A 24,008-nucleotide genomic window follows, 5' to 3' on the forward strand; every position below is an offset into this window, starting at 1 on the left:
GGGATGAGACTCCTCAGCCGCACCCTCCTGGTCACCTCGGTCCTCCTCACCCCCCTCACCGCGGGAGCCGCCACCGCCTCGGCCGCCCCCGGCTGCACCTCCTCCGTCCCGTACGTCTCGGGCGAGGGCGGCTACGCCACGTACCGCATCCCCGCCGTCGTCACCACGCCCCGGGGCACGGTCCTCGCCTTCGCCGAGGGCAGACGGGGCGGGGCGGGCGACAGCGGCGACATCGACGTCGTGCTGAGACGCTCGGCGGACGGCGGCTGCACCTGGGGCCCGCTCACCGTCGTCGCCGCCGGGGACGGCGACACCCGGGGCAACCCGGCACCCGTCGTCGACCCGCGCAGCGGCGCCGTCGTGCTCCTGACCTCCTACAACAGCGGTGACGTGACGGAGGCGCAGATCATGCGCGGGGAGGTCACGCCCGAACAGAGCCGCCGCGTCTTCGTGCAGCGCAGCCGGGACGACGGCCGCCGCTTCACCGCGCCCCGCGAGATCACCGCGCAGGTGAAACACCCCTCCTGGCGCTGGTACGCGACCGGCCCCGGCCACGCGCTCGCCCTCACCCGGGGCCCGTACGCGGGCCGTCTGGTCGTCCCCGCCAACCACTCGGCGTCCCCGCCGCCCGGCTCCCCGGGCACCGGCAGGGAACCCCGCCACTACGGCGCCCACGCCCTCCTCAGCGACGACGGCGGCCGGACCTGGCGGCTCGGCTTCGTCGACGACTCCTACGACGGCACGCACAACGCCAACGAGTCCACCGCCGCCCAACTCCCCGACGGGGACGTGTACTTCAACGCCCGTGACCAGCACGGCAGCAGCCCGGGCCACCGCCTCGACAGCCGGTCGAGCGACGGCGGCGCCTCCCTCGACCGGCCCTACGCCGCGCAGCCCACCCTGGACGACGTCCCGGTCGTCCAGGGGAGCGTGCTGCAACCGGCCGGCCGCCGCGCCCCGTTGCTGTTCTCCGGCCCGTCCGTCCCGACCGCCCGCCGGGCCATGGCCGTGTGGCGCAGCACCGACGGCGGCGCCACCTTCACCAAGGCGCTGACGCTCTCCACGCAGCCCGCGGCCTACTCCGACCTGGTGCCGCTCGGCCGCGGGACGGTGGGGGTCCTCTACGAGACCGGCGTCCGGGGGACCTACGAGACGATCGAGTTCCGCCGGATTCCGGCCGGGGAGCTCTAGAGCAGCCCCGCCGCGGCCAGGTACTTCCCGACCCGCTCCACCTCGTCCGGCGACAGCGGCACCTGCGGCTCGGCCGTCAGCGGGCAGTCGATCACGCCCCGCAGGTGCAGCGCTGCCTTGAACGCACCGATCGCGGAGGAGCCCGGGCCCATGCGGGCCGGGTCGCCCACCGATACCAGGCCGAACAGGGCGCACAGCCGCTCCTGTTCGGCCCGGGCCCCCTCCGCGTCCCCGGCGCGGCACAGGCGGTCCAGGCGGACGTAGCCGTGCGGGTCGACGTTGCCGAGGCCGGGCACCACACCGTCCGCGCCGATCGCCAGGGCCGCGTCGGCGATCAGCTCGGATCCGGTGAGCACGCTGAAGCCGGTGATGCCCTGGTGGTCGCGGACGCCGGTCACGACCTGCCGGAAGGCGGCCAGATCGCCGCTGGAGTCCTTCAGCCCTGCCAGGACGCCGTCGGCGGCCAGCTCCAGCACGACGTCCCCGGGCAGCTTCGTGTGGACGGCCACGGGGATGTCGTAGGCGACGACCGGGACGGGGCTGGCGGCGGCGACCGCGCGGTAGTGGCGGGCGATCTCCGCCGGGTGGGTGCGGGCGTAGAACGGGGCGGTGACGACGACCGCGTCCGCGCCCGCCGCCGTCACCGCGGCGACGTGGTCCCGCACCCGGGGCGTGGTCATGTCGATGGCCCCGGCCAGCACCGGGAGCTGCCCGCCGGCGTGACGGACGACCGACTCGACCACCAGCCTGCGCTGGGCGTCCGTCAGATAGGCCGCCTCGGAGGTCGAGCCGAGCACGAACAGGCCGTGCACTCCTGCTGCGGCCAGATGGTCGACGAGCCTGAGCAGCGAGGGGACGTCCACCTCGCCGTCCGGTGTCAGGGGTGTGCACAGGGGCGGGATGACACCGGCCGGCTGGGTGATCGTCATGGGGCCTCCATCGGGTCGCTCCGGGGGACGAGGTCACGGGTCGACTCGTCCTCCTGGACAGGATGGTGGCAGCGGAAGCGGTGTGCGGGCGCCGACGCGGCGGAGAAGCCCGGCATCTGTTCCGCGCAGACGCCGTCCGCCTTCCAGCAGCGGGTGCGGAACGGGCAGCCGCTCGGCGGGCGGGTCGCCGAGGGGACGGGACCGGCCAGCGGGATGGGCTCGATCGGGTCGAGCAGGCCGGGCGTGGCGGAGAACAGGGCGCGGGTGTACGGGTGCCGGGCCCGGTCGGTGACCAGGGCGGCCGGGGACTCCTCGACGATCCGGCCCAGGTACATGGTGATCACCCGGTCGCTCATCCGCCGGACCGTCTGGATGTCGTGCGAGACGAACACCAGGGCCAGGTTCAGGCGTTCCTTCAGGTCGAGCAGGAGGTTGAGGATCTGGGCCCGGACCGACACGTCCAGGGCGCTGGTCGGCTCGTCCGCCACGACCAGGTCCGGCTCCAGGGCCAGGGCCCGGGCGATGGCGACGCGCTGGCGCTGCCCGCCCGACAACTGGCCGGGCAGGGCGTCGGCGAGGGCCCGGGGCAGGCCGACCAGGGACATCAGCTCCCGCACCCGCTCCTCGCGTTGCGCACGGGTCCCCCGGTCGTGCACGTCCAGCGGGTCGCGCAGGATCCGCCGGACGGGCAGCCGGCGGTTCAGGGCCGTTGACGGATCCTGGAAGATCATGCCGGTGCTCGCGCCGACGGCCCTGCGGCGCTCGGCGGCCGGCATCGCCCACAGGTCCCGCCCCCGGAACGCGACCGTGCCGCGGGTCGGCCGCTCCACCCCGACCAGCACCTTCGCCAGGGTCGACTTGCCGCAGCCCGACTCGCCGACCACGCCGATCGTCTCGCCGGGCGCGACGGCCAGGTCCGCGCCGGTCAGCGCGTACACCCGGTCCCGGGTGAACACCCCGCCGCTGCGGGCCTTGTGGACGACGTGCGCGTCGGACAGCTCCACCAGGGCGCTCATGACACGGCCTCGGTCTCCGTCGTGGCCAGTTCCAGGGCCGGGTGATGGCAGGCCGCCGTGTGGGCCCGCGTACCGGTCAGGACGGGCGCCGTCGTCCGGCACACCTCGCTCGCGCGCGGGCACCGGCCGGCGAAGCGGCAGCCTGCGGGGAAGTCGGCCGGGGACGGCACGACGCCCCTGATCTGCGTCATGCGCTCCTGGGCCGACTCCAGCGACAGCACGCTGCCGAGCAGGCCGCGCGTGTAGTGGTGGGCGGGGGACTCCACCAGGTCCGCGGTGACGCCGGTCTCCACGATCTGCCCGCCGTACATCACCACCACCCGGTCGGTGACGTCCGCGACCAGCGCCAGGTCGTGCGAGACCAGGACCAGCGCGAAGCCCAGCTCCTCGCGCAGCCGCAGCAGCAGTTCCATCACCTGTGCCTGCACGGTGACGTCGAGCGCGGTCGTCGGCTCGTCGGCGACGATCAGCTTCGGGTCGCGGGACAGGGCCAGCGCGATCAGGACGCGCTGGCGCTGCCCGCCGGACAGCTCGTGCGGGTAGCTGCGCAGGGTGCGCTCGGGGTCCAGGCCGACCATCGTCAGCAGCTCGGCGGGGGAGCGCCGCCCGCCGCGCCGTACGACCTGCTTGAGCTGGGCGCGGATCGTCATGGCCGGGTTGAGGGAGGACAGCGCGTCCTGGTACACCATCGCCATCTCGTGGCCGAGCAGCCTGCGGCGGACGCGCACCGGCTCGGCGAGCAGGTCCCGCTGGTGGAAGCGGACCTGGCCGCGCACGCGTGCCCCCTTCGGCTGGAGGCCCATCACCGCCAGCGCGGTCAGCGACTTGCCGCAGCCCGACTCCCCGACCAGTCCCAGGACTTCGCCGGGGTGCACCTCGAAGCTGATGCCGTCCACGATGTCCACGCCGCCGTGCCGCCCGTCGAAGTTGATGGCGAGGTTCTCCACCGCCAGCACCGGCTGCCCGTCCCTGGGGACGTGCCGGGCCCGGGCCCGCAGCCTGCGGGCGGCCTCCGTCAGGCCGGGCAGCGGCACGACCTCCCCGCTGCCGGGCTCGGGCGCCTCCAGCCGGTCGTCGCCGGGCGCCCGCACCTCCCGGGCCGACGGGGCCGCCCACGCGTCGGAGACGCCCTCGGACAGGACGTTCAGGGACAGCACCGTGACGAGCATCAGCAGCCCCGGGAACACGGTCGCCCACCAGCCCCCGGTCAGCACCATGTTCTTGCCGTCGGCGACGACGCTGCCCCACGACGGGTCGGGCGGCCGCACGCCCGCCCCGATGAAGGACAGCGAGGCCTCGAAGACGATCGCCTCGGCGACCTGGACCGTGCAGAACACCAGGACCGGCGCGGCGCAGTTGACCGCCACGTGCTTCAGCACGATGTGCGGGGTGCGGGCACCGATGACCCGTTCCGCCGTCACGTAGTCCTCGCCGTACTGGTCGAGGACGTTGGCCCGGACCACCCGCGCCACCGGCGGTGTGAACAGGAACGCGATCGCGCAGATCAGCACCGTGATCCCGCCGCCGAACACCGCCACCAGCACGGCCGCGAGGGCGATGCCGGGGAACGCCATCACCACGTCCAGGCAGCGCATCAGCGTCTCGTCCACGGCCTTGCGGGAGGTCGCGGCGATCGCCCCGAGCAGCGCTCCGGCCACCAGGGCGAGCCCGGTCGCGCCGAGCCCGATCGCGAGCGACCAGCGCGCCCCGTGCATCAGCCGGCTCAGGATGTCCCGGCCGAGGCTGTCCTGGCCCATCCAGTGGCCGGCGGACGGGTGCCCGGTGCCGTCGGCCGGTGGCTGCTGGTCGAGCGGGTCGTGCGGGGCGAGGAGCGGCGCGAGCAGGGCCATGAGGACGACGACCGCCAGGAAGCAGACGGCGGCCTTCGACGCCGGCGGCAGCCGGCGCCGGCCGCGCAGCCGCACCCCGGGCCGGGACAGCCTCTCGGCGAGGCCCTTGCGGGTCAGCATGCGCGTCATCATCGGGGCGCATCCCTCAGTCGCGGGTTGACCAGCAGGTACAGGACGTCGATGACCAGGTTGACGACCACGAACCCGGCCGCCGTGGTCAGCACGACGCCCTGGACGACGGCCGGGTCGCCGTTCTTCACGGCGTCGATCATCAGCTTGCCCATGCCGGGCAGCGAGAAGATCGTCTCGATGACGACCGCGCCGCCCAGCAGATAGCCGACGCGCAGCCCGAGCACGGTGAGGGGGTTGATCAGGGCGTTCCGCAGGACGTTGCGCCCGACCACCACCCGGGGCGGCAGCCCGCTGCCGACCGCCGTGCGCACGTAGTCCTTGTCCAGCTCCTCCACCACGGCCGTCCGCACGATCCTGGTCAGCTGCGCCGCCACCGGCAGCGACAGCGCGCACGCCGGCAGGGCCATGGTCCTCAGCCAGCCGGTGAACGAGTCGGCCGGGTTGATGTAGCCGCCGGTCGGGAACCAGCCCAGGTCGACCGCCAGGTACTGGATCATCAGCAGCGCCAGCCAGAACCCGGGCGCGGCGACCCCGGTCAGCGACACCACCCGGATGATCTGGTCGGGCAGCCGGTCCCGGTGGATCGCCGCGGTGACGCCGCCCAGCAGGGCCAGTACGACCGCGATGCCGAGGCCCAGGAAGGTGAGCTGGAGGGTGAGCGGCAGCGCGGTGGTCACCTGGTCGATCACCGGTGCCCGGGTCAGCGCGCTGGTGCCCAGGTCGCCGTGGAGCAGGTCGGCGACGAAGGCGGCGTAGCGCACGGGCAGCGGGTCGAGCAGGCCGTGCTCCTCGCGGAAGTCGTGCAGTTGCCGCGGGGTCGGGTTGGCGCCCTGGAAGAACGCGGACGCCGGGTCGACGTCCGAGAACCGCATCACCAGGAACACGAACAGCACGATGCCGAGCAGCAGCGGCACGAGCAGGGCGACGCGGCGCAGCAGGATCCGCAGGACGGCCGTCATGCCGTCAGGCCCACTTGGCCTGCACGAGGTTGATGCCCGGGTAGGGCTGGGCCCTTATGCCGCTGAGCCGCTTCGGGTCCCAGGCGGTCATCAGCTCGTTGTGGACGACCGGGTAGAGCACGGCCTGTTCGGCGACGACGTCGATGTAGTCCTGGACCATCGCCTTCTTCTTCCCGGCGTCCGGCTCCCGGGTCGCCCGGTCCATGTCCTTGAAGAGCTGTCTGGCGACGGGGTCGGAGGCCCACCGGGTGTACTGCATCCACAGGTTCCCCGGGCCGTAGTTGTAGTGCATGATCAGGTCGGCGTCGAGGCCGAACTGGTTGGGGTTCGAGGCGGCGGCCACGACCTGGTAGTCCTGCTTCTGGTCCAGCTTCGTGAACACGGCCGTGGTCTCCTGCGGGGACAGGGTCGTCCGCACGCCGATCGCGTCCCAGGACGACTTGATCGTCGGCAGGCAGTCGACGATCCAGCTGACGTTCACCGCCAGGAGGTCGATGCTCAGGTCCTTGACCCCGGCCTTCTTCAGCAGCGCCTTCGCCCGGTCCGGGTCGTGGTCGTAGACGGTCCTGGCCCGGCGGTGGGAGGGGTTGCTCTCGTCGAGGAAGGAAGTGGCCGGTCGGCCGTGGCCCTTGAGGGCGACCTCCACCATCTTCTCCGTGTCGACGGCGTAGTGCAGGGCCTGGCGCACGCGTACGTCGTCGAAGGGCTTGCGCCGGGTGTTGAACATCAGGAACAGGTTGTTCATCCCGGCCCCGCCGGCGACCGTGAGTCCGCTGCCCTCCAGCTGGCCGATGTTGGCGTAGGGGATGTTGTCCGCGATCTGCGCGCCCGCGCTCGACCCGGAGATCCTGGCGACGCGGGGGGCCGCGTCCACGATCGTCAGCCAGTTCATCCTTCGGAAGGCGGGCTTGCGCGGGCCGTTGTAGGCGTCGAACGCCTCGAAGGTCGTGTTCGACTTCGGGTGGTGCGCGGTCTGCCGGTAGGGGCCCGAGCCGACCGCCTTGCCCTTGATGGCGTCGTCCCAGCCGCCGGGCCGCCCGAACACGTGCCTCGGCATGATCTTGGCGAGGGTCAGCCGCGAGAGCCCGTCCGGGAAGGGGAACCGGAGCACCAGCTCGACCTGCCGCGAGTCGATCTTCCGGACCTCCTTCAGCCAGCTCGCGAAGAAGCCCTTGGCGAGGGTCTGGGTGTCCGGGTCGAGGATCCGGTCGAAGACGAAGACCACGTCGTCGGCGGTGACGGGCCTGCCGTCGTGGAAGGTGGCACCCTCCCGCAGTGCGAACCTCCACGAGGTGGCGCCCGGGTCCTCGGGCACCTCGGTCGCCAGGGCCGCGTACGGCTCCCGGGAGATCGGGTCCGTGTCCAGCAGGCCCTCGTAGATGTGGTGGTTGGCGGCCATGGAGAACGCGGACGCCGTCTGGGTGGGGTCCCAGCTGCCGTCGTTGCCGTAGCCGATCACCGCTGTCAGCGTCCGGTTCGCCCCGCTGCCGCCCTCACCGGTGTCGTTCGTGGACTCGGGCCCGGACGAGCAGGCCGACAGGGACGCGGAGACGGCCGCGGCCGCGCCCAGCGCGCCGGTGTACTTCAGGAACGACCGGCGGTGCGGCGCCGGCACGTCGGGGGTCACGTCGCGCACGGGTCCTCCAGCGAGAGGTCTGGGGGGAAGGGACTGGCTGCGGAGATACGACGTCCTACGTCCTGCGGTCAGCGCGACCATAGGAGGGGCCGTGAGGCCGGTCAAGGGATCGCACACGAATGGCCCATCCGCCGGAGGTCGCACCAATGGCACGGCGAAGTGGCATGAGTTGACGCCCTGTCAGGCCTGCCGCGGTATCCGGTGCCGCCGGCGCTGGGACGTGGGACGTCCACGGCGCGATGCGGCGCATGTCCGGGCCCGGACGAGCCGGAGCGGGTGGCGACCCGGAGGGAGGCCGCCGCCGGAACCGGCGCCGGCGCCGGGAAGGGCGACAGTGGCGCGGACCGCTCCTTCCCCGGGCCGGACCGCGAGTTCCACGAGGTGCTCTGCGCGTCTTCGGGCAACGACCTCGTCCCGCAGCTCCTCGCCGCCTTCCGGACGGTCTTCCGGCGGGTCTCCGGCGCCCGCGGCCGGCCCCACGACCCCCGCCCGAGGTCACGGCCCGCCGCCACCGCGACGTCGTCACCGCTCTGCGCGCCCGTGACGCGGAGGGCGCACGGCGGGCCGTGGTCGTGCACTTCCGAGGCCTCGAGGCGCGGTTGGCCGAGGCGTCGCCGGGCATGGGCCGAACCCCCTGCCCGCGCGGCGATCACGGGGCATGATGGCGGACGTGAGCGATCTGTGGAGCGAGCGAGACGCCGGCGTCCTGCACCTGCCCTCCGGCCGGTCGGTGCGCGGCCGGGGCCTGCGCCACCCCCTCGACCCCACCGCGCCCCACCCCTCCTACGGCGTCTACCTGCTGGGCCGCCGGCCGCCCGAGGTGCCCTGGGAGTCGGAGTGGATCCGCTGGCCCGACTTCCGGCTCCCGGTGGACCCGGCGGCCGCCCACGCGGTTCTGGCCGTGGCGTGGGAGCGGGCCGCCGGGGAACGGGTGGAGATCGCCTGCGGGGGCGGACGCGGCCGGACCGGCACGGCCCTGGCCTGCCTCGCGGTGCTGGACGGCGTACCCGCGACGGAGGCCGTGGCGTACGTCCGGCGGCACTACGACCGGCGGGCCGTGGAGACGCCCTGGCAGCGGCGGTACGTCCACCGGTTCGGCCAGGGGTGAGCCGCCCGGCCCCCCGCTGACGTCACCCGCAGTACAGGTCGGATCCCGGCCGCTCGCCGGTGGCGAGGAAGCGGGAGACCGCCCGGTCGCCGCAGGCGTTGCCGTTGGCGAGGTAGGCGTCGTGGCCCGTGGAGTTCACGGTGACCATGACGGCCCGGTCGCCCAGCGCCCGGCGCAGCCTCAGGGCGCCGCTGAGCGGGGTCGCGACATCCCGCTCGTTCTGCACGAGCAGCACGTTGGACGGCCCGCGGTCGGTGATCCGCACGGCCGGTTCCCGCGGCTCGTACGGCAGGGCCGCGCACGCCATCGGCCCGCGCGGCATGCCCGCCGTGAGCGGGAACCGCGCCCGGCTCTCGTCGACGTCGCCCTGGTACGCGGCGGCCGAGTCCGGCCAGTCGACGTCGTTGCAGATGGTGCCGACGCCCACCGCGGCGACGTTCTGCAGGACCGACTCGGGCGGGGACTGGGGCACGGGCGGCACGGTGTTCTTGCGGGCGGCCAGGATCGTCCGGGCCAGGACCGGATAGTCGTCCGGGTCGTAGAGGCTGGTCAGCATGGTCTGACGGAGCACGGTGCCGTCCAGCCGCTCCGGGTTGGCGCCGGGCCAGGGGAGCGGCTCGCGGTCCAGCCGCGCGGCGAGGCGCAGGAACCCGGAGCGCACCCCGTCGGCGGTGGGAGCCAGCCGGTACGGATTGCCCGGGCGCGACGCCCACGCGGCGAACTCGGGGAAGTTGTCCTCCACGCCCCGCTCGAAGGCGGCGAGCCAGCCGCGGGTCACGCGGGTCGGATCGGGGTCGTTGTTGCTGTCCAGCACGATGCGGTCGGTACGGTGCGGGAACAGCTGGCTGTAGACGGCGCCGACGTACGTGCCGTACGACACGCCCCACGCGGAGATCTTCCGCTCCCCGAGCGCGGCCCGGACGCGGTCGAGGTCGCGGGCCTCGTTGGCGGTGCTGATGTGCCGGAGCAGCTCACCGCCGTTGCGGCCGCAGGCCTCGGCCATGCGCCGGGCGGTGGCCATGTTCCCGGCGACGGAACCGTCCGGGGCGGGCCAGGGCAGCAGCTTGGTCCTGCTGAGGTCGGCGGGGTCGAGCTTGCAGTCGACGGCGGTGGAGGGCGCCATGCCGCGCGGCGCGAAGCCGATGAGGTCATAGGCGTCACGTACCTTCTGCGGCAGCTTCTGCCCCTTGCCGGAGGGGTCGGAGAGACTGTCCCCGCCGGGGCCGCCGGGGATGAGTAACAGGGCGCCGCGGCGGGCGGAGGGCTTCTCGCTCGGAATGCGGGAGACGGCGATCTCGACGGTCCGCCCGTCCGGGTCGGAGTAGTCCATCGGGACTTCGACGGTGGCGCACCGCTGTCTGGGGTCGAGGCCCTCGCCCCGGCAGGCGGACCACGTGAGCGGCTCGGCGGCGCCGGCGGACGCGGTCAGCGGGACGGCGAGGGAGAACAGCACCGCGCAGGCCGCGGCGACTGAGGCATGACGCGTGATCTGCTTCGAGTTCATGCGCCGATCCTGACGCCTCCCGGCCCCGCCCCACATCCGGGCAACTCCCTCATTCCGCCGGGGGATTACCCCCGCATCCCGCCGGGGGGCGGAGCATGAGGACGTCCGTCGCGTCCTCGCTCTCCACCCGGAAGCCGTGACGTTCGTACAGGCGGCGCGCCGGGCTGCCCCGCAGGACGTCGAGACGGACGGCGGTGCCGGTGGCGTCCGTCCCGCTCAGCAGCGTGCGCAGCACCGCCGAGCCGAGGCCCCGGCCCTGGACGCCGGGCGCGAGGTAGAAGTGCTCCAGCCAGTGGCCGTCCTCCGCCGGGCGCAGGGCGACGCTGCCCGCGAAGGCGCCCGCCACCAGGACGACCGACGTGTGCTCGGGGCGGAAGCCGTCCCGCAGGCGCCGGCGCACCCGGTCCGGGTCGTAGCGGCCCAGCCTTTCCAGATCCAGGCGCATCACCACCGCCCGCAGTTCCGCTATCGCCTCCACATCGGCCGGTTCCGCGGCGCGCAGGGACCATTCCCGGTCCGCTCGCGGCTCCGGCGCTGTCCCGGGCGGCCTCCCTGTCGTATTCACGATTCGATCATGCCCGAACCCCTTTGTCGTGCGCCGCAGTTGTACGGCACAGAGCCTTCCCGAGTGTAGACGCGGAGAGTCACCGGAAAGATGCGAAGAGTGAAACTCCGGAAGGAAGGGGAGGCCGGTGGAGGCACGACACTCGGCGCTCTGCGCCGAAGAAGCGGAGGACGCGGTGAAAGAATTGCGGGCAGAAAACGCCAAGGCCGGAATTTCCCAGCCCTCACCGGGAATCACCCCGGTGAATGTCGTGCGGGAAGCGCCCTGCCCGCTCACGATTTCGGTCCGGCCTTCCCTCCGGTCGGCCCGCCCGGCCGCGGCGGTGGTGCGATGAAGCCCCCCGTCGGCGCCTACGTCGTGGACACCCGCAGCGGACGCATCGGCATCGTCATGGGGCACGAGGGGCCCTACGTGCAGTTGCGGCCGTACGGCGGCGGCAAGGAGTGGGACGCCGACCCCCGCGCCGTCCGGCACGCCACCCCGGCCGAGCGGCTGCGCGCGGCGACCGCGTACGCCAACGCCCGCAGCAGGGGCGAGGTCCCTTGACGCACTGACCCTGCGAGAATGGCGCCATGAGTCTGTTCCGCGACGACGGCATCGTGCTGCGCACCCAGAAGCTGGGTGAGGCGGACCGGATCATCACGCTGCTCACGCGCGGTCACGGCCGGGTACGGGCCGTGGCCCGGGGCGTGCGCCGGACCAAGTCGAAGTTCGGCGCGCGCCTCGAACCCTTCTCCCACGTCGACGTGCAGTTCTTCGCCAAGGGCAGCGAGCTGGTCGGACGCGGGCTGCCGCTGTGCACCCAGAGCGAGACCATCGCGCCCTACGGCGGCGGCATCGTCACCGACTACGCCCGGTACACCGCCGGCACCGCCATGCTGGAGACCGCCGAGCGGTTCACCGACCACGAGGGCGAGCCGGCCGTGCAGCAGTACCTGCTGCTCGTCGGCGCCCTGCGCACCCTCGCCCGGGGCGAGCACGCGCCGCACCTCGTGCTCGACGCGTTCCTGCTCCGCTCCCTCGCCGTCAACGGCTACGCCCCGACCTTCAGCGACTGCGCGAAGTGCGGGATGCCCGGCCCCAACCGGTTCTTCTCGGTCGCCTCGGGCGGCGCCGTCTGCGTGGACTGCCGCGTGCCCGGCAGCGTCGTACCCTCGCCCCAGGCCCTGGAACTCCTCGGCGCGTTGCTTACGGGAGACTGGGAGACCGCCGACGCGTGCGAGGCGCGCCACGTCCGGGAGGGCAGCGGACTGGTGTCCGCCTATCTGCACTGGCACATGGAGCGCGGGCTGCGCTCGCTGCGCTACGTCGAGAAGTGACCGAAGCAAGCAAGCACGAGGAGACGAGACACACATGGCCGTACGCGGGATCCTGGGGCGCCAGCGCCGGGAGTACAGGACGCCGGAGCCGCACCCGTCCGGCGCGCGGCCGCCGAAGCTCCCCGGGGAGCTCGTACCGCAGCATGTGGCGATCGTCATGGACGGCAACGGCCGCTGGGCCAAGGACCGCGGCCTGCCGCGCACCGAGGGGCACAAGGTCGGCGCCGAGCGGGTGCTGGACGTGCTCCAGGGCGCCATCGAGATGGGCGTGGGCGCCATCTCCCTGTACGCCTTCTCCACCGAGAACTGGAAGCGCTCGCCCGACGAGGTGCGCTTCCTGATGAACTTCAACCGCGACTTCATCCGCAAGACCCGCGACCAGCTCGACGAACTGGGCGTGCGCGTGCGCTGGGTCGGGCGGATGCCCAAGCTGTGGCGGTCCGTCGCCAAGGAGCTCCAGATCGCCCAGGAGCAGACCAAGGGCAACGACCGGCTGACCCTGTACTTCTGCATGAACTACGGCGGCCGGGCCGAGATCGCCGACGCGGCGAAGGCACTCGCGGAGGACGTGCGCAGCGGGAGGCTCGACCCGTCCAAGGTCAACGAGAAGACCTTCGCCAAGTACATGTACTACCCGGACATGCCGGACGTGGACCTGTTCCTGCGCCCCAGCGGCGAGCAGCGCACCTCCAACTACCTGATCTGGCAGAGCGCCTACGCCGAGATGGTCTTCCAGGACGTGCTGTGGCCGGACTTCGACCGGCGCGACCTGTGGCGGGCCTGCCTGGAGTTCGCCTCCCGCGACCGGCGCTTCGGCGGGGCCATCCCGAACGAGGAACTGCTGGCCATGGAGGGCAAGCAGCAGTAGCCCGGCCGGCGGCCCGGCCCGGCCGCGGTAGGCCGGCCGTAGCCGTCGACCGCGTGTTGGGGCCTCCGGTCCCGGCCGGCGGCCGCGGTGCCGCCCACACTGGCCGCATGCCCGATGCGTCCCCGGCCCTCGCGACCGATGCCCGGCGGGTGACGGTCCTCACGGTCCTCACCGTGCTGGCAGGCGCCGTCGACGCCGTCAGCTTCCTGACGATGGGCAAGGTGTTCTGCGCGCTGGCGACCGGGAACGTGCTCTTCCTGTCCTTCGCGCTCGCCGGGGAAGGGGACGTCCCGGTGGCGCGGCCCGCCACCGCGATCGGCGCGTTCGTCACCGGGGCCGCCCTCGCGGGTGTCGCGCTGAAGGCCCTCGCGGAGCGGGCCAGGGCCTGGTTCCCGGCCGGGCTCGTCTGCGAGGCCGCGCTGCTGGTGGCCGCCGGTGCGGTGACGCTGTGGCGGCACGGCACGCGGGCCGCCGCCGACGCGGGCCAGGACCACGCCGTCATCGCGCTCGTCGCGCTGGCCATGGGGGTGCGGGCCTCCACCGCGCTGCGCGTCCACGTCCCCGGCATGCCGACCCTGCTGAGCCAGACGGCCATCGCCGAGCTCGTCAACGACGTGCTGAAGCGCCCCCGGACGGCGCTGCGCGGGATGCCGGCCCGGCAGCGGCTGGCGCGCACGCGCTGGACGGCCACGGTCGGCGGCATCTTCGCCGGCGGGGTACTGGGCACGCTGCTGCTGGTGCCGCTGGGCACCGGGCGGGCGCTGCTCGTCATCGCCGCCGCGGTACTGCTCCTCGCGGCGGTCACCTCGGCACTGCCGCCGCGGGCGGAGCGTGCCGGGGAGTCCGGAGTGGGCTGATCGCCTGCTCCGCCGCCGCGCGGTGGTGCTGTTCGCGGATGGTCGGGCCGGCGCTGCCCGGCGGGCGGAACGGCCGGGCCGAGGCGCGACGCGTCCGGCCGCTTACGTCGCGGCCGCCGCGCAGTCGGCGCAGGTGCCGAAGATCTCCACCGTGTGGGCCACGTTGACGTAGCCGTGCTCCGCGGCGATGGCCTCGGCCCACTTCTCCACGGCCGGGCCCTCCACCTCGACGGCCTTGCCGCAGGCGCGGCACACGAGGTGGTGGTGATGGTCGTCGGTGGAGCAGCGGCGGTAGACGGACTCGCCGTCGGCGGTGCGCAGCACGTCGACCTCGCCGGCGTCGGCGAGGGACTGCAGGGTGCGGTAGACCGTGGTGAGCCCGACCGAGTCGCCCTTGTGCTTGAGCATGTCGTGCAGTTCCTGCGCGCTGCGGAACTCGTCGACCTCCTGCAGGGCCGCCGCCACGGCGGCGCGCTGCTTGGTGGCGCGGCCCTTCACGGACGGTCCAGCGGTCGTCACCGTTGCCTCCTCACGTCTGCCTTGCCCGGGCCATTGTGCCAGCCCGGGGTGAGGGCGGTCAGACACCGACCTCGTCGGCGGCCTCCCGGCTGCCCGGGATCGCGCACTCGGTGGGGTCCCCCGCGCTGTCCGCGGCGGCCCGGGCCCGGGCGCGGCGGCGGGCCAGCGGGGCCGCGAGCGCCGTCAGCACGATGAACGCGCCGATGGTCAGCAGCACGATCGTCGCGCCGGGCGGCACGTCCTGGTAGTACGAGGTGACCGTGCCGCCGATCGTCACGCTCACGCCGATGGCCACGGCGATCACGAAGGTCGCGGCGAAGCTGCGGGCGATCTGCTGGGCGGCGGCGACGGGCACCACCATCAGCGCGCTCACCAGGAGCAGACCGACCACGCGCATCGCCACCGTCACGGTGACGGCCGCGGTGATCGCGGTCAGCAGGTTCAGGGCGCGCACCGGCAGGCCCGTCACCCGCGCGAACTCCTCGTCCTGGCTGACCGCGAACAGCTGCCGGCGCAGGCCCAGGGTGACCAGGACGACGAAGGCGGCCAGGACGCAGATGGCCGTCACGTCCGACTCGGACACCGTCGACAGGGAGCCGAACAGGTAGGAGGTGAGGTTGGCGTTGGAGCCCGTCGGCGCGAGGTTGATGAACATCACACCGCCGGCCATGCCGCCGTAGAAGAGCATCGCGAGGGCGATGTCGCCGCGCGTCTTGCCGTACCAGCGGATCAGCTCCATGAGGACCGCGCCGAGGACGGAGACCAGGGTCGCCATCCACACCGGCGACCAGGTCAGCAGGAAGCCGAGGCCGACGCCGGTCATCGCCACGTGGCCGATGCCGTCGCCCATCAGGGCCTGGCGGCGCTGCACGAGGTAGATGCCGACGGCCGGAGCGGTGATGCCGACCAGGACGGCGGCGAGCAGGGCCCGCTGCATGAAGGCGTAGTCGAGGAAGTCCATCAGCTCAGCAGTCCCGTGCGGATCGGTTCGGCGCCCGCCGGTGCGTGCGGGTGTACGTGGTCGTGGCCGGGCAGGGCGTGCTGTCCGACGGCCTTCGGGGGCGGGCCGTCGTGGACGACGCAGCCGTCCCGCAGGACGACCGCCCGGTCGATCAGAGGCTCCAGCGGGCCCAGTTCGTGCAGCACGAGCAGGACCGTCGCGCCCTGGGAGACCTGTTCGCGCAGCGTGTGAGCGAGGACCTCCTGGCTGGCCAGGTCGACGCCGGCCATCGGCTCGTCCATGATCAGCAGCTCGGGTTCGGAGGCCAGGGCGCGGGCGATCAGGACGCGCTGGTGCTGCCCGCCGGAGAGGGCGTCGACCGGGTCCTTGGCCCGGTCGGCCATGCCGACCAGGTCCAGGGCGCGCCGCACGGCCGCGTGGTCCGCCTTGCGCAGCACGCCGAAGCGGGCCCGGGACAGCCGGCCGGAGAGCACCACCTCGGTCACCGTGGCGGGCACGCCGGAGGCGGCCGTGGTGCGCTGCGGCACGTAGCCCACGCGGTGCCAGTCGCGGAATCGCCTGCGGTCCGTGCCGAACAGCCGGATCTCGCCGGCGGCGGTCTGCACCTGGCCGATGACGCTGCGCACGGCCGTGGACTTGCCCGAGCCGTTCGCGCCGAGCAGCGCGACGACCTCGCCGCGGCGCACGGTCAGGTCGATGCCGCGCAGCACGGGGCGCGAGCCCAGGTCCGCGCGGACGCCGCGCAGGGATACGACGGGCTCGGTCATGCCGTCCTCCGATGGGTCGATCACTTGGCTCCCAGGGCCTTCTGCAGGGCCTTGAGGTTGGCTTCCATGACCTGGAAGTAGTCGTCGCCGCGGGACTTGTCGGTGATGCCCTCCAGCGGATCGAGGACGTCCGTCTTCAGGTTCGCGTCGCGGGCGAGGGTCTTCGCGGTCTTGTCGGAGACCAGTGTCTCGTAGAAGACGGTGGTGACGCCGTCGGCCTTGGCCTCCTGCTGGAGTTCCCTGACCCGGGCGCCGCTGGGCTCGCTCTCGGGGTCGAGGCCGGAGATGGCCTCCTGGGTGAGGCCGTAGCGCTCGGCGAGGTAGCCGAAGGCGGCGTGGTTGGTGAAGAAGACCTTGGTCTTCGTGTTCTTCAGGCCGCTCTCGAACGTGCCGTTCAGGTCGTTCAGCTTCCCGACCAGGGCCGCGGTGTTCTTCTTGTAGTCGGCCGCGTGGTCCGGGTCGGCCTTCTCGAAGGCCTTGCCGACGCCCTCGGCGACCTGGGCGTACTTCACCGGGTCGAGCCAGACGTGCGGGTCGCGGGCGTGCTCCTCCTCCTCGGCGTGGCCTTCCTCCTCGGCGTGGCCCTCCTCGGAGTGGCCCTCCTCGCCCTCGTGGCTGTGGCCGCCGGTGCCGTGGTCCTCCAGGGTGGTGAGCGTGGCCGCGTCGATCTTCGTCTTGATGCCGGTCTGGGCGACCGCCTCGTCGACGGCGGGCTGCAGGCCCTTGAGGAAGAGCGCCGCGTCGGCCTCCTCCAGCTGCGCGCGCTGCCGGGTGCTGATCTCCAGGTCGTGCGGTTCCTGACCGGGTTCGGTCAGGCTGGTGACGTTGACGTGGTCGCCGCCGATCTGCTCGGCGAGGAACGCCATCGGGTAGAAGGAGGCGACGACGTCGAACTTGGCCGTGTTGCCCGTCGCCGCGCTGTCGCTGGAGCAGGCGGTCAGGGCGCCCAGGCCGAGAGCGGAGGCCAGGGCGGCGGGTATGAGGCGTCGTCGTACGTTCATGACACTCATTTTCAACAAATATGGAAACCGTTGTCAACAAACGCCCTGACCGGGACCTTCGGGGCGTCGGAGGGGGGAGCGATTTGATTGAGGGGGCGCCCCCGCCGGTAACCTGAAGCATTCGCTGGAAGCATCTCGCTTCGCCCGCCCGCTGCCCGACCACCACCCCTCATCGAGGCGCTCCGCGCCGCACCGTCAGTATTCGTCGTCGTAATGAAGAGAGCACCGTGGCCGCCGACAAGATCGACACCATCGTCAGCCTGAGCAAGCGCCGTGGCTTCGTATTCCCCTGTAGTGAGATCTACGGCGGCCAGCGCGCCGCTTGGGACTACGGCCCCCTGGGTGTCGAGCTCAAGGAGAACCTCAAGCGCCAGTGGTGGCGCTACATGGTGACGTCCCGCGAGGACGTCGTGGGTATCGACTCGTCCGTGATCCTGGCCCCCGAGGTCTGGGTCGCCTCCGGCCACGTCGCCACCTTCACGGACCCGCTGACCGAGTGCACCTCCTGCCACAAGCGGTTCCGCGCGGACCACCTGGAGGAGGCCTACGAGGCCAAGCACAAGCGCCTGCCGGAGAACGGCCTGGCCGACGTCAACTGCCCCAACTGCGGCAACAAGGGCCAGTTCACCGAGCCCAAGCAGTTCTCGGGCCTGCTGTCCACGCACCTCGGCCCGACCCAGGACTCCGGCTCCGTCGCCTACCTGCGCCCCGAGACCGCGCAGGGCATCTTCACCAACTTCTCGCAGGTGCAGACCACCTCGCGCCGCAAGCCGCCGTTCGGCATCGCCCAGATGGGCAAGTCCTTCCGCAACGAGATCACGCCCGGCAACTTCATCTTCCGCACCCGCGAGTTCGAGCAGATGGAGATGGAGTTCTTCGTCAAGCCGGGCGAGGACGAGAAGTGGCAGGAGTACTGGATGGAGCAGCGCTGGAACTGGTACACCGGCCTGGGCCTGCGCGAGGAGAACATGCGGTGGTACGAGCACCCGAAGGAGAAGCTCTCCCACTACTCCAAGCGCACCGCCGACATCGAGTACCGCTTCCAGTTCGGCGGCAGTGAGTGGGGCGAGCTGGAGGGCGTGGCCAACCGCACCGACTACGACCTCGGCGCCCACGCCAAGGCCTCCGGCCAGGACCTCAGCTACTTCGACCAGGAGGCCGGCGAGCGCTGGACCCCCTACGTCATCGAGCCCGCGGCCGGTGTCGGCCGCGCGATGCTGGCGTTCCTGCTGGACGCCTACATCGAGGACGAGGCGCCCAACGCCAAGGGCAAGATGGAGAAGCGCACGGTGCTGCGCCTGGACCACCGCCTCGCCCCGGTGAAGGTCGCCGTGCTGCCGCTGTCCCGCAACCCGGAGCTGTCGCCGAAGGCCAAGGGCCTCGCCCAGGCGCTGCGCCAGCACTGGAACATCGAGTTCGACGACGCCGGCGCCATCGGCCGCCGCTACCGCCGTCAGGACGAGATCGGCACGCCGTTCTGCGTGACGGTCGACTTCGACACGCTGGAGGACAACGCGGTCACCGTCCGCGAGCGTGACTCGATGAAGCAGGAGCGCGTCTCCCTCGACCAGATCGAGGGTTACCTGGCGGCCCGCCTGATCGGCTGCTGACGCCTCTTCTTCCTGCGACGGTGCCGGGTCCCTCCCAGGAGGGGCCCGGCACCGTCGTGTTCCGGCGGGAGTGGTCCCCCAACGGCGAGGGTGATTGGTCCTGTTGCCGCCGGCCGGGCCGCACCAGGGTGGGGGCATGAGCCTCGCCTTCCTGCTGACCACCCTGATCGTCGTCGCCACGCCGGGCACCGGTGTCGTCTACACCCTCGCCGCGGCGCTCTCCCGGGGCCGCCGCGCCAGTGTCGTCGCGGCCATGGGCTGCACCCTCGGGATCGTGCCGCACCTGCTGGCCACGGTGACCGGTGTGGCCGCCCTGCTGCACGCCAGTGCCACCGCCTTCCAGGTGCTGAAGTACGCCGGCGTCGCCTACCTGCTCTACATGGCGTGGGCCACGCTGCGCGACCGGGACGCCCTCGGGGCCGGCGAGCGCGAGTCCGCGCCGCTGTCCGCGCGGCAGGTGATCGTGCGGGGCGTGCTGATCAACATCCTCAACCCGAAGCTGACGATCTTCTTCTTCGCGTTCCTGCCGCAGTTCGTGACCCCGGGGGAGCCGCACGCGCTGATGCGGATGGCCGGTCTCGGCGGGGTGTTCATGCTGGCCACCTTCCTGGTGTTCGCCGCCTACGGGCTGCTGGCCGCGTCGGTGCGCAGCCAGGTGCTGGGCCGGCCGCGGGTGATGACGTGGCTGCGCCGGGGTTTCGCGGGGTCGTTCGTGGTGCTGGGCGCGAAGCTGGCGGCCACGGCCCGGTAGGGGGCGGACGTCGGACACCCGGCGGCTGACAAGTATTGAATGACAGATATTGAAATCTGTCAGCTGTCATGTCATCGTGGAGGACATGACGATGCGAACCCGATCCCTCGGAATCACCGGCCCCCGGGTCTCCGCCCTCGGTCTCGGCTGCATGGGCATGTCCGCCCTGTACGGCGAGGCGGACCGGGCCGAGTCCATCGCGACGATCCACGCGGCGCTCGAAGCGGGCGTCACCCTCCTCGACACCGGCGACTTCTACGGCATGGGCCACAACGAGATGCTGATCGGCGAGGCCCTGCGCGCGGCACCCGCCGCCCGGCGCGAACAGGCCCTGGTCAGCGTGAAGTTCGGCGCCCTGCGCGGCCCGGACGGCAGCTGGTCGGGCTACGACGGCCGGCCCGCCGCCGTGAAGAACTTCGCCGCCTACTCCCTGCAGCGGCTCGGCGTCGACCACATCGACGTCTACCGCATCGCCCGCCTCGATCCCGACGTGCCGGTCGAGGAGACGGTCGGCGCGATCGCCGACCTGGTCGAGAAGGGCTACGTGCGGCACATCGGCCTCAGCGAGGTCGGCGCCGGGACCGTCCGCCGCGCCGCCGCCACCGCCCCGATCGCGGACCTGCAGATCGAGTACTCCCTGATCTCGCGCGGCATCGAGGCCGAGATCCTGCCGGCCGTCCGTGAGCTGGGCATCGGCGTCACGGCCTACGGGGTGCTCTCCCGGGGGCTGATCTCCGGCCACTTCACGGCGGACCGGCAGCTGGGCGCCGGCGACTTCCGGGCGATGTCCCCGCGCTTCCAGGGCGACAACCTCACGCACAACCTCGCACTCGTCGAGGCGCTGCGGAAGATCGCCGAGCAGAAGGGCGTCACCGTCGCGCAGATCGCCATCGCCTGGGTGCTCAGCCGCGGCACGGACATCGTGCCGCTGGTCGGCGCCCGCCGCCGCGACCGGCTCACCGAGGCGCTGGGCGCCCTGGACGTGACGCTGGACGCGGCCGACCTCGCCGCGATCGAGCAGGCCGTGCCCGCCGGAGCCGCCGCCGGCGACCGCTACCCGGCGGCGCAGATGGCGCACCTCGAAGCGTGAACCGGCCTGCGGGTACGGTCAGGGCATGGCACCGACCAGCGAGACCCTGACCGCCGAGCGCATCCTCGAGGCGACCGAGGAGGTGCTGCGCCGCCACGGCCCGGCCAAGGCCACCGTGGTGGACGTGGCCCGCGCGCTCGGCGTCAGCCACGGCAGCGTCTACCGGCACTTCCGGACGAAGGCGGCGCTGCGCGAGGCGGTCACCAAGCGCTGGCTGGACCGCACCTCCGGCGAACTGTCCGGGATCGCCGCCGGCGACGGCGCCCCGGAGGCCCGGCTGCGCGACTGGCTCGCCGCGCTGTTCGCCGCCAAGCGCCGCAAGGCGGGCGCGGACCCGGAGCTGTTCGCCACGTACACGGTCCTCACGGGCGAGAACGGCACGGCGGTCGGCGAGCACATCGCCGAGCTGACCGCCCAGTTGACCCGTATCGTCCGCGACGGCGTGGAGAGCGGCGCCTTCGCCTCCGACGACCCCGAGGCCACGGCCCGCGCGGTCTTCCAGGCCACGGGCCGTTTCCACGACCCCTGTTACGCCCGGGAGTGGGAGGAGCCGGGGGCGCAGGCGGACTTCACGGCGGTCGTCGACGTGTTGCTGCGCGGGCTGCGGGCCTGAGCGGAGCGCCGTACCGGGTGCGCCCGGCCCTCTCGGGGCCCAGGATGGAAACCGAGGGGCGGGCCGCCGCGGGGGATGCGCGAAGAAGGGGTTGGCGATCGTGGACCTCATACTCCGCCCGGGCACCCCGGACGACACCGCGGAGTGCGGCCGGATCTGCTACGAGGCCTTCGCCGGGGTCGCCGCGGAGCACGCCTTCCCGCCCGACATCCCGAGCCCCGAGATCGGTGCCGCGCTGATCGAGGGCGCCCTGACGCACCCGGGGTTCTACGGTGTCGTCGCCGAACTCGACGGGCGGGTCGTCGGCAGCAACTTCCTCGACGAACGCTCGGCCGTCGCCGGGGTCGGGCCGGTCACCGTCGACCCGGCCGTGCAGAACGCGGGCGTGGGCCGCCGCCTGATGCGGGACGTGATGGAGCGGGCCGCCGAGCGCGGGGCCCCGGGCGTCCGTCTGCTGCAGAGCGGCTACCACAACCGGTCGTTCTCCCTGTACGTGAGCCTCGGCTTCGTCCACCGCGCCACCGTCGCCTGCGTGCAGGGGCCGCCGATCGGGCGCGCGCTGCCCGGGTACGCGGTGCGGGCGGCCACGGACGCGGACCTGGGCGCCTGCAACGACGTGTGCCGGCAGGTCCACGGCGTCGACCGCGGCGGCGAGGTCGCCGACGCGCTGGAACAGGGCACGGCCCGGGTCGTGGAGCGCGCGGGACGCGTCACCGGTTACGCCACCAACCTGGCGTTCTTCGCACACGCCGTGGGCGAGACCACCCCGGACCTGCAGGCGCTGATCGCGGCGGCACCGCGGTTCGGCGGCCCGGGCATCCTCGTCCCCGTGAGCGACGCCGTGCTGCTCCGCTGGTGCCTGTCCCACGGTCTCAAGGTCGTGCAGCTGATGAGCCTGATGACCGTCGGCCTCTACACCACACCGGACGGGGCCTACCTGCCCTCGATCCTCTACTAGGCCGTGTCCGCGACGTCCCTCCCGCCCGGGCCGCTCACGCCGCCGTCGGGTCCACCGTCGCCTGGTGGGCCTGGGCCAGGTGCTCCTCCGCCTTCAGCCAGGGCAGGAACTGCGCGCCTCCGCGCCAGCCGCAGGTGCCGCATCTGATCGTGCGCTGCACGCCCGTACGCAGCACCTGCACCACATGCCGGCGCCCGTGCAGGTCCCACCGGCTGACCTTGCTCGTGTCGATGTCCGCCATCACGCCTCCCGCGTCCGAGGAATCCGGCCGGCCCGGCCCGCCCGCGGCAAGGAGCGTGCGGCAGGACCGACATCAAAGGGGATTCCCCGGGACGGAGCTGTCAGGCCGTTTCTGTCGCCACCACGTCCCGCACCTCCGGTGACGCCAGCCTCGCGGCGGTGCGTTCGGCGGTTCCGCGGGCCCAGCGGCCGCTGGTCACGGCGCCGAGGGCCAGCACCGCGGACCCGCACGCCACGAGGATCCACCACCCCGGCCGCGCGGCGGACACGAACGCCTCCCGGTACGAGGACGCCCCCACACCCGACGCGAGCACCGCCCCCACCACCGCGACGCCCAGCGTCTGACCGAGCTGCCGGCTCGTCGAGGCGACCGCCGCCGCCACGCCCGCCTGGGCCCGCGGCATGCCGGAGACCGCCGTGTTGGTGATGGGCGCGTTGACGAAGCCGAAGCCGACGCCGAACAGCACGTAGCCGAGGAAGAGCGTGACGTTCGAGGTCTCGGCCTCGAACGCGGCGAAGAGGACGGCGCTCGCGGTCATCGCGAGGCCCGCGATCACCAGGGACAGCCGGGGGCCGCGCGTGCCGACCAGGCGGCCGGACAGCGGCGCGCACAGGAACGTGGGCACCGCCATGGGCAGCATCCACAGCCCCGCCTCCAGGGCGGTCAGCCCCCGTACGTTCTGCAGGTACAGCGTCGACAGGAACAAGAAGCCGCCGAGCGCCGCGAACGCGCTGACGGCGATGACCGTCGCGCCGCTGAACGGAGCCGAGCGGAAGAAGCGCAGGTCGATCAGGGGTTCCGCGCGGCGCGGCTCGTACCAGAGCAGGGCGGCGAGGGCCGCCAGGGCCAGGGCCATCAGCGGGGCCAGGGAGGCGAGGGCCGTGCTCGGCGCCTCGATGATCGCGTACGTCAGCGAACCGAACAGCGCGATCACCAGCACCTGCCCCACCGGGTCCGGGCGGCGGGCCCGGGGCGCGCGGGACTCCGGGACGAAGCGCAGCGTGAGCAGCAGGGCCAGCAGGCCCACCGGCAGGTTGATCCAGAAGATCGAGCGCCAGCCGACCGACTCCACCAGCAGGCCCCCGACCAGCGGGCCGGCGGCCATGGAGATGCCGACGACCGCGCCCCACGCGCCGATCGCCCGGGCCCGCTCGCGCGGGTCGGTGAAGGTGTTGGTGATGATCGACATGGCGACCGGGTTCAGCATGGAGCCGCCCACCGCCTGGACCATCCGGAAGGCGACCAGGGCGTGGAGGTCCGGCGCGAGGGAGCACAGCACCGAGCCGATCGTGAAGACGACCAGGCCCGCCATGAAGACGCGCTTGCGGCCGATCCGGTCGGCGGTGGAGCCCGCGAGCATCAGCAGCGAGGCCAGGACCAGCGTGTAGGCGTCGATCGTCCACTGCAGACCCGACGTACTGGCGTGCAGGTCCTGTTGCATGGAGGGCAGGGCCACGTTCAGGACCGTGTTGTCCAGGCTCACGATCAGCAGGCTCATGCAGCAGATCGCGAGCACGAGCATGCGGCGGCGGGGACTGAGCTCGGGCATGCGTGCCATCGTAC

The 24,008-nt window shown here is 72.8% G+C and carries 24 protein-coding genes and 1 pseudogene; 12 read left to right on the forward strand and 13 right to left on the reverse strand.

The genetic code is table 11. The features are described 5' to 3' along the window. Positions 1 to 3 precede the first annotated feature (3 nt). Entirely contained in the window at positions 4 to 1,191 is a 1,188-nt protein-coding gene (locus ACIGAQ_RS11755; protein WP_399781613.1) for an exo-alpha-sialidase, read from the forward strand. Here the strand turns inward: ACIGAQ_RS11755 and ACIGAQ_RS11760 are convergent. Genes ACIGAQ_RS11760 through ACIGAQ_RS11780 form a run of 5 tightly spaced genes read right to left on the reverse strand, consistent with a single transcriptional unit; the run spans position 1,188 to position 7,713 of the window. After that, the gene (locus tag ACIGAQ_RS11760; RefSeq protein ID WP_311686764.1) at positions 1,188 to 2,120 is read right to left on the reverse strand and encodes a dihydrodipicolinate synthase family protein; all 933 of its coding nucleotides are present in this window, start codon (positions 2,118 to 2,120) and stop codon (positions 1,188 to 1,190) included. The two genes, ACIGAQ_RS11755 and ACIGAQ_RS11760, sit on opposite strands and share 4 nt — an antisense overlap. Further along, a complete protein-coding gene (locus ACIGAQ_RS11765) occupies positions 2,117 to 3,136 on the reverse strand; it encodes an oligopeptide/dipeptide ABC transporter ATP-binding protein (RefSeq protein ID WP_399781616.1) in 1,020 nt (339 codons plus the stop codon). The genes ACIGAQ_RS11760 and ACIGAQ_RS11765 overlap by 4 nt, the downstream gene beginning before the upstream one ends. Further along, positions 3,133 to 5,106, reverse strand: coding sequence for a dipeptide/oligopeptide/nickel ABC transporter permease/ATP-binding protein (locus tag ACIGAQ_RS11770; protein ID WP_399781619.1), 1,974 nt, complete (start codon positions 5,104 to 5,106; stop codon positions 3,133 to 3,135). Before ACIGAQ_RS11770 ends, ACIGAQ_RS11765 begins: the two co-directional genes overlap by 4 nt. Before the next feature lie 8 nt (positions 5,107 to 5,114). After that, positions 5,115 to 6,077, reverse strand: a complete 963-nt coding sequence (locus tag ACIGAQ_RS11775) for an ABC transporter permease (protein ID WP_399781622.1) — start codon at positions 6,075 to 6,077, stop codon at positions 5,115 to 5,117. Between the two features lie 4 nt (positions 6,078 to 6,081). Next, positions 6,082 to 7,713, reverse strand: coding sequence for an ABC transporter substrate-binding protein (locus tag ACIGAQ_RS11780; RefSeq protein WP_399781625.1), 1,632 nt, complete (start codon positions 7,711 to 7,713; stop codon positions 6,082 to 6,084). Between the two features lie 261 nt (positions 7,714 to 7,974). Between ACIGAQ_RS11780 and ACIGAQ_RS11785 the strand changes: the two are divergent. Beyond that, a pseudogene (locus ACIGAQ_RS11785) lies at positions 7,975 to 8,375 on the forward strand (FadR/GntR family transcriptional regulator); the annotation flags it as partial. Continuing rightward, positions 8,375 to 8,821, forward strand: a complete 447-nt coding sequence (locus ACIGAQ_RS11790) for a protein phosphatase (protein ID WP_399783133.1) — start codon at positions 8,375 to 8,377, stop codon at positions 8,819 to 8,821. The pseudogene ACIGAQ_RS11785 and the gene ACIGAQ_RS11790, both read left to right, overlap by 1 nt. Positions 8,822 to 8,843: 22 nt before the next feature. Here the strand turns inward: ACIGAQ_RS11790 and ACIGAQ_RS11795 are convergent, their stop codons facing one another. Together ACIGAQ_RS11795 and ACIGAQ_RS11800 are read right to left on the reverse strand one after the other, a co-directional pair. Next, positions 8,844 to 10,325, reverse strand: coding sequence for an alpha/beta hydrolase (locus ACIGAQ_RS11795; RefSeq protein WP_399781628.1), 1,482 nt, complete (start codon positions 10,323 to 10,325; stop codon positions 8,844 to 8,846). 49 nt (positions 10,326 to 10,374) lie between these two features. Then, positions 10,375 to 10,890, reverse strand: coding sequence for a GNAT family N-acetyltransferase (locus ACIGAQ_RS11800; protein WP_399781631.1), 516 nt, complete (start codon positions 10,888 to 10,890; stop codon positions 10,375 to 10,377). 330 nt (positions 10,891 to 11,220) lie between these two features. Here ACIGAQ_RS11800 and ACIGAQ_RS11805 point away from each other — a divergent pair, with 330 nt between their 5' ends. The 4 genes from ACIGAQ_RS11805 to ACIGAQ_RS11820 all read left to right on the forward strand — a co-directional run bounded on the left by ACIGAQ_RS11805 (position 11,221) and on the right by ACIGAQ_RS11820 (position 13,934). Then, complete coding sequence (locus ACIGAQ_RS11805; protein ID WP_311686753.1) at positions 11,221 to 11,436, forward strand: hypothetical protein; 216 nt, start codon at positions 11,221 to 11,223, stop codon at positions 11,434 to 11,436. Between the two features lie 26 nt (positions 11,437 to 11,462). Continuing rightward, the gene (gene recO, locus ACIGAQ_RS11810) at positions 11,463 to 12,209 is read left to right on the forward strand and encodes a DNA repair protein RecO (protein ID WP_399781634.1); all 747 of its coding nucleotides are present in this window, start codon (positions 11,463 to 11,465) and stop codon (positions 12,207 to 12,209) included. Positions 12,210 to 12,243: 34 nt separating this feature from the next. Then, positions 12,244 to 13,077: an isoprenyl transferase gene (locus ACIGAQ_RS11815; RefSeq protein ID WP_311686749.1), complete on the forward strand. Its 834-nt coding sequence runs from the start codon at positions 12,244 to 12,246 to the stop codon at positions 13,075 to 13,077. A gap of 107 nt (positions 13,078 to 13,184) precedes the next feature. Continuing rightward, positions 13,185 to 13,934 carry a YoaK family protein gene (locus ACIGAQ_RS11820; protein WP_399781637.1) on the forward strand — a complete coding sequence of 250 codons (750 nt, stop codon included), beginning with the start codon at positions 13,185 to 13,187 and terminating at the stop codon, positions 13,932 to 13,934. Positions 13,935 to 14,036: 102 nt separating this feature from the next. On the opposite strand, the gene ACIGAQ_RS11825 is transcribed toward ACIGAQ_RS11820, so the two are convergent. From ACIGAQ_RS11825 to ACIGAQ_RS11840, 4 genes are read right to left on the reverse strand one after another with little or no spacing between them, the layout of a single operon-like run. Beyond that, complete coding sequence (locus ACIGAQ_RS11825; RefSeq protein WP_311686745.1) at positions 14,037 to 14,453, reverse strand: transcriptional repressor; 417 nt, start codon at positions 14,451 to 14,453, stop codon at positions 14,037 to 14,039. A 58-nt stretch (positions 14,454 to 14,511) separates the two neighbouring features. Then, on the reverse strand, positions 14,512 to 15,414 hold the full coding sequence (locus tag ACIGAQ_RS11830; RefSeq protein ID WP_311686743.1) for a metal ABC transporter permease: 903 nt from the start codon (positions 15,412 to 15,414) through the stop codon (positions 14,512 to 14,514). Next, a complete protein-coding gene (locus ACIGAQ_RS11835; protein ID WP_362274597.1) occupies positions 15,414 to 16,181 on the reverse strand; it encodes a metal ABC transporter ATP-binding protein in 768 nt (255 codons plus the stop codon). Before ACIGAQ_RS11835 ends, ACIGAQ_RS11830 begins: the two co-directional genes overlap by 1 nt. A gap of 20 nt (positions 16,182 to 16,201) precedes the next feature. After that, on the reverse strand, positions 16,202 to 17,182 hold the full coding sequence (locus ACIGAQ_RS11840) for a metal ABC transporter solute-binding protein, Zn/Mn family (protein ID WP_399781642.1): 981 nt from the start codon (positions 17,180 to 17,182) through the stop codon (positions 16,202 to 16,204). Positions 17,183 to 17,409: 227 nt separating this feature from the next. On the opposite strand from ACIGAQ_RS11840, the gene ACIGAQ_RS11845 reads away from it, so the two are divergent. From ACIGAQ_RS11845 to ACIGAQ_RS11865, 5 genes are all read left to right on the forward strand, one after another. Further along, entirely contained in the window at positions 17,410 to 18,792 is a 1,383-nt protein-coding gene (locus ACIGAQ_RS11845; RefSeq protein ID WP_311686736.1) for a glycine--tRNA ligase, read from the forward strand. A gap of 136 nt (positions 18,793 to 18,928) precedes the next feature. Beyond that, on the forward strand, positions 18,929 to 19,543 hold the full coding sequence (locus ACIGAQ_RS11850) for a LysE family translocator (protein ID WP_399781646.1): 615 nt from the start codon (positions 18,929 to 18,931) through the stop codon (positions 19,541 to 19,543). Positions 19,544 to 19,628: 85 nt separating this feature from the next. Then, entirely contained in the window at positions 19,629 to 20,633 is a 1,005-nt protein-coding gene (locus ACIGAQ_RS11855) for an aldo/keto reductase (RefSeq protein ID WP_399781649.1), read from the forward strand. Between the two features lie 25 nt (positions 20,634 to 20,658). Next, positions 20,659 to 21,246, forward strand: coding sequence for a TetR family transcriptional regulator (locus ACIGAQ_RS11860; RefSeq protein WP_399781652.1), 588 nt, complete (start codon positions 20,659 to 20,661; stop codon positions 21,244 to 21,246). Between the two features lie 100 nt (positions 21,247 to 21,346). Next, positions 21,347 to 22,204: a GNAT family N-acetyltransferase gene (locus ACIGAQ_RS11865; protein WP_399781655.1), complete on the forward strand. Its 858-nt coding sequence runs from the start codon at positions 21,347 to 21,349 to the stop codon at positions 22,202 to 22,204. Positions 22,205 to 22,238: 34 nt separating this feature from the next. On the opposite strand, the gene ACIGAQ_RS11870 is transcribed toward ACIGAQ_RS11865, so the two are convergent. Together ACIGAQ_RS11870 and ACIGAQ_RS11875 are read right to left on the reverse strand one after the other, a co-directional pair. After that, positions 22,239 to 22,445, reverse strand: a complete 207-nt coding sequence (locus tag ACIGAQ_RS11870; RefSeq protein ID WP_311686726.1) for a hypothetical protein — start codon at positions 22,443 to 22,445, stop codon at positions 22,239 to 22,241. Between the two features lie 100 nt (positions 22,446 to 22,545). Then, complete coding sequence (locus tag ACIGAQ_RS11875; protein WP_399781658.1) at positions 22,546 to 23,994, reverse strand: MFS transporter; 1,449 nt, start codon at positions 23,992 to 23,994, stop codon at positions 22,546 to 22,548. Positions 23,995 to 24,008 lie beyond the last annotated feature (14 nt).

Origin of the sequence: Streptomyces sp. NPDC085932, from assembly GCF_044540525.1 — a bacterium.
GTDB lineage: Bacteria > Actinomycetota > Actinomycetes > Streptomycetales > Streptomycetaceae > Streptomyces > Streptomyces levis.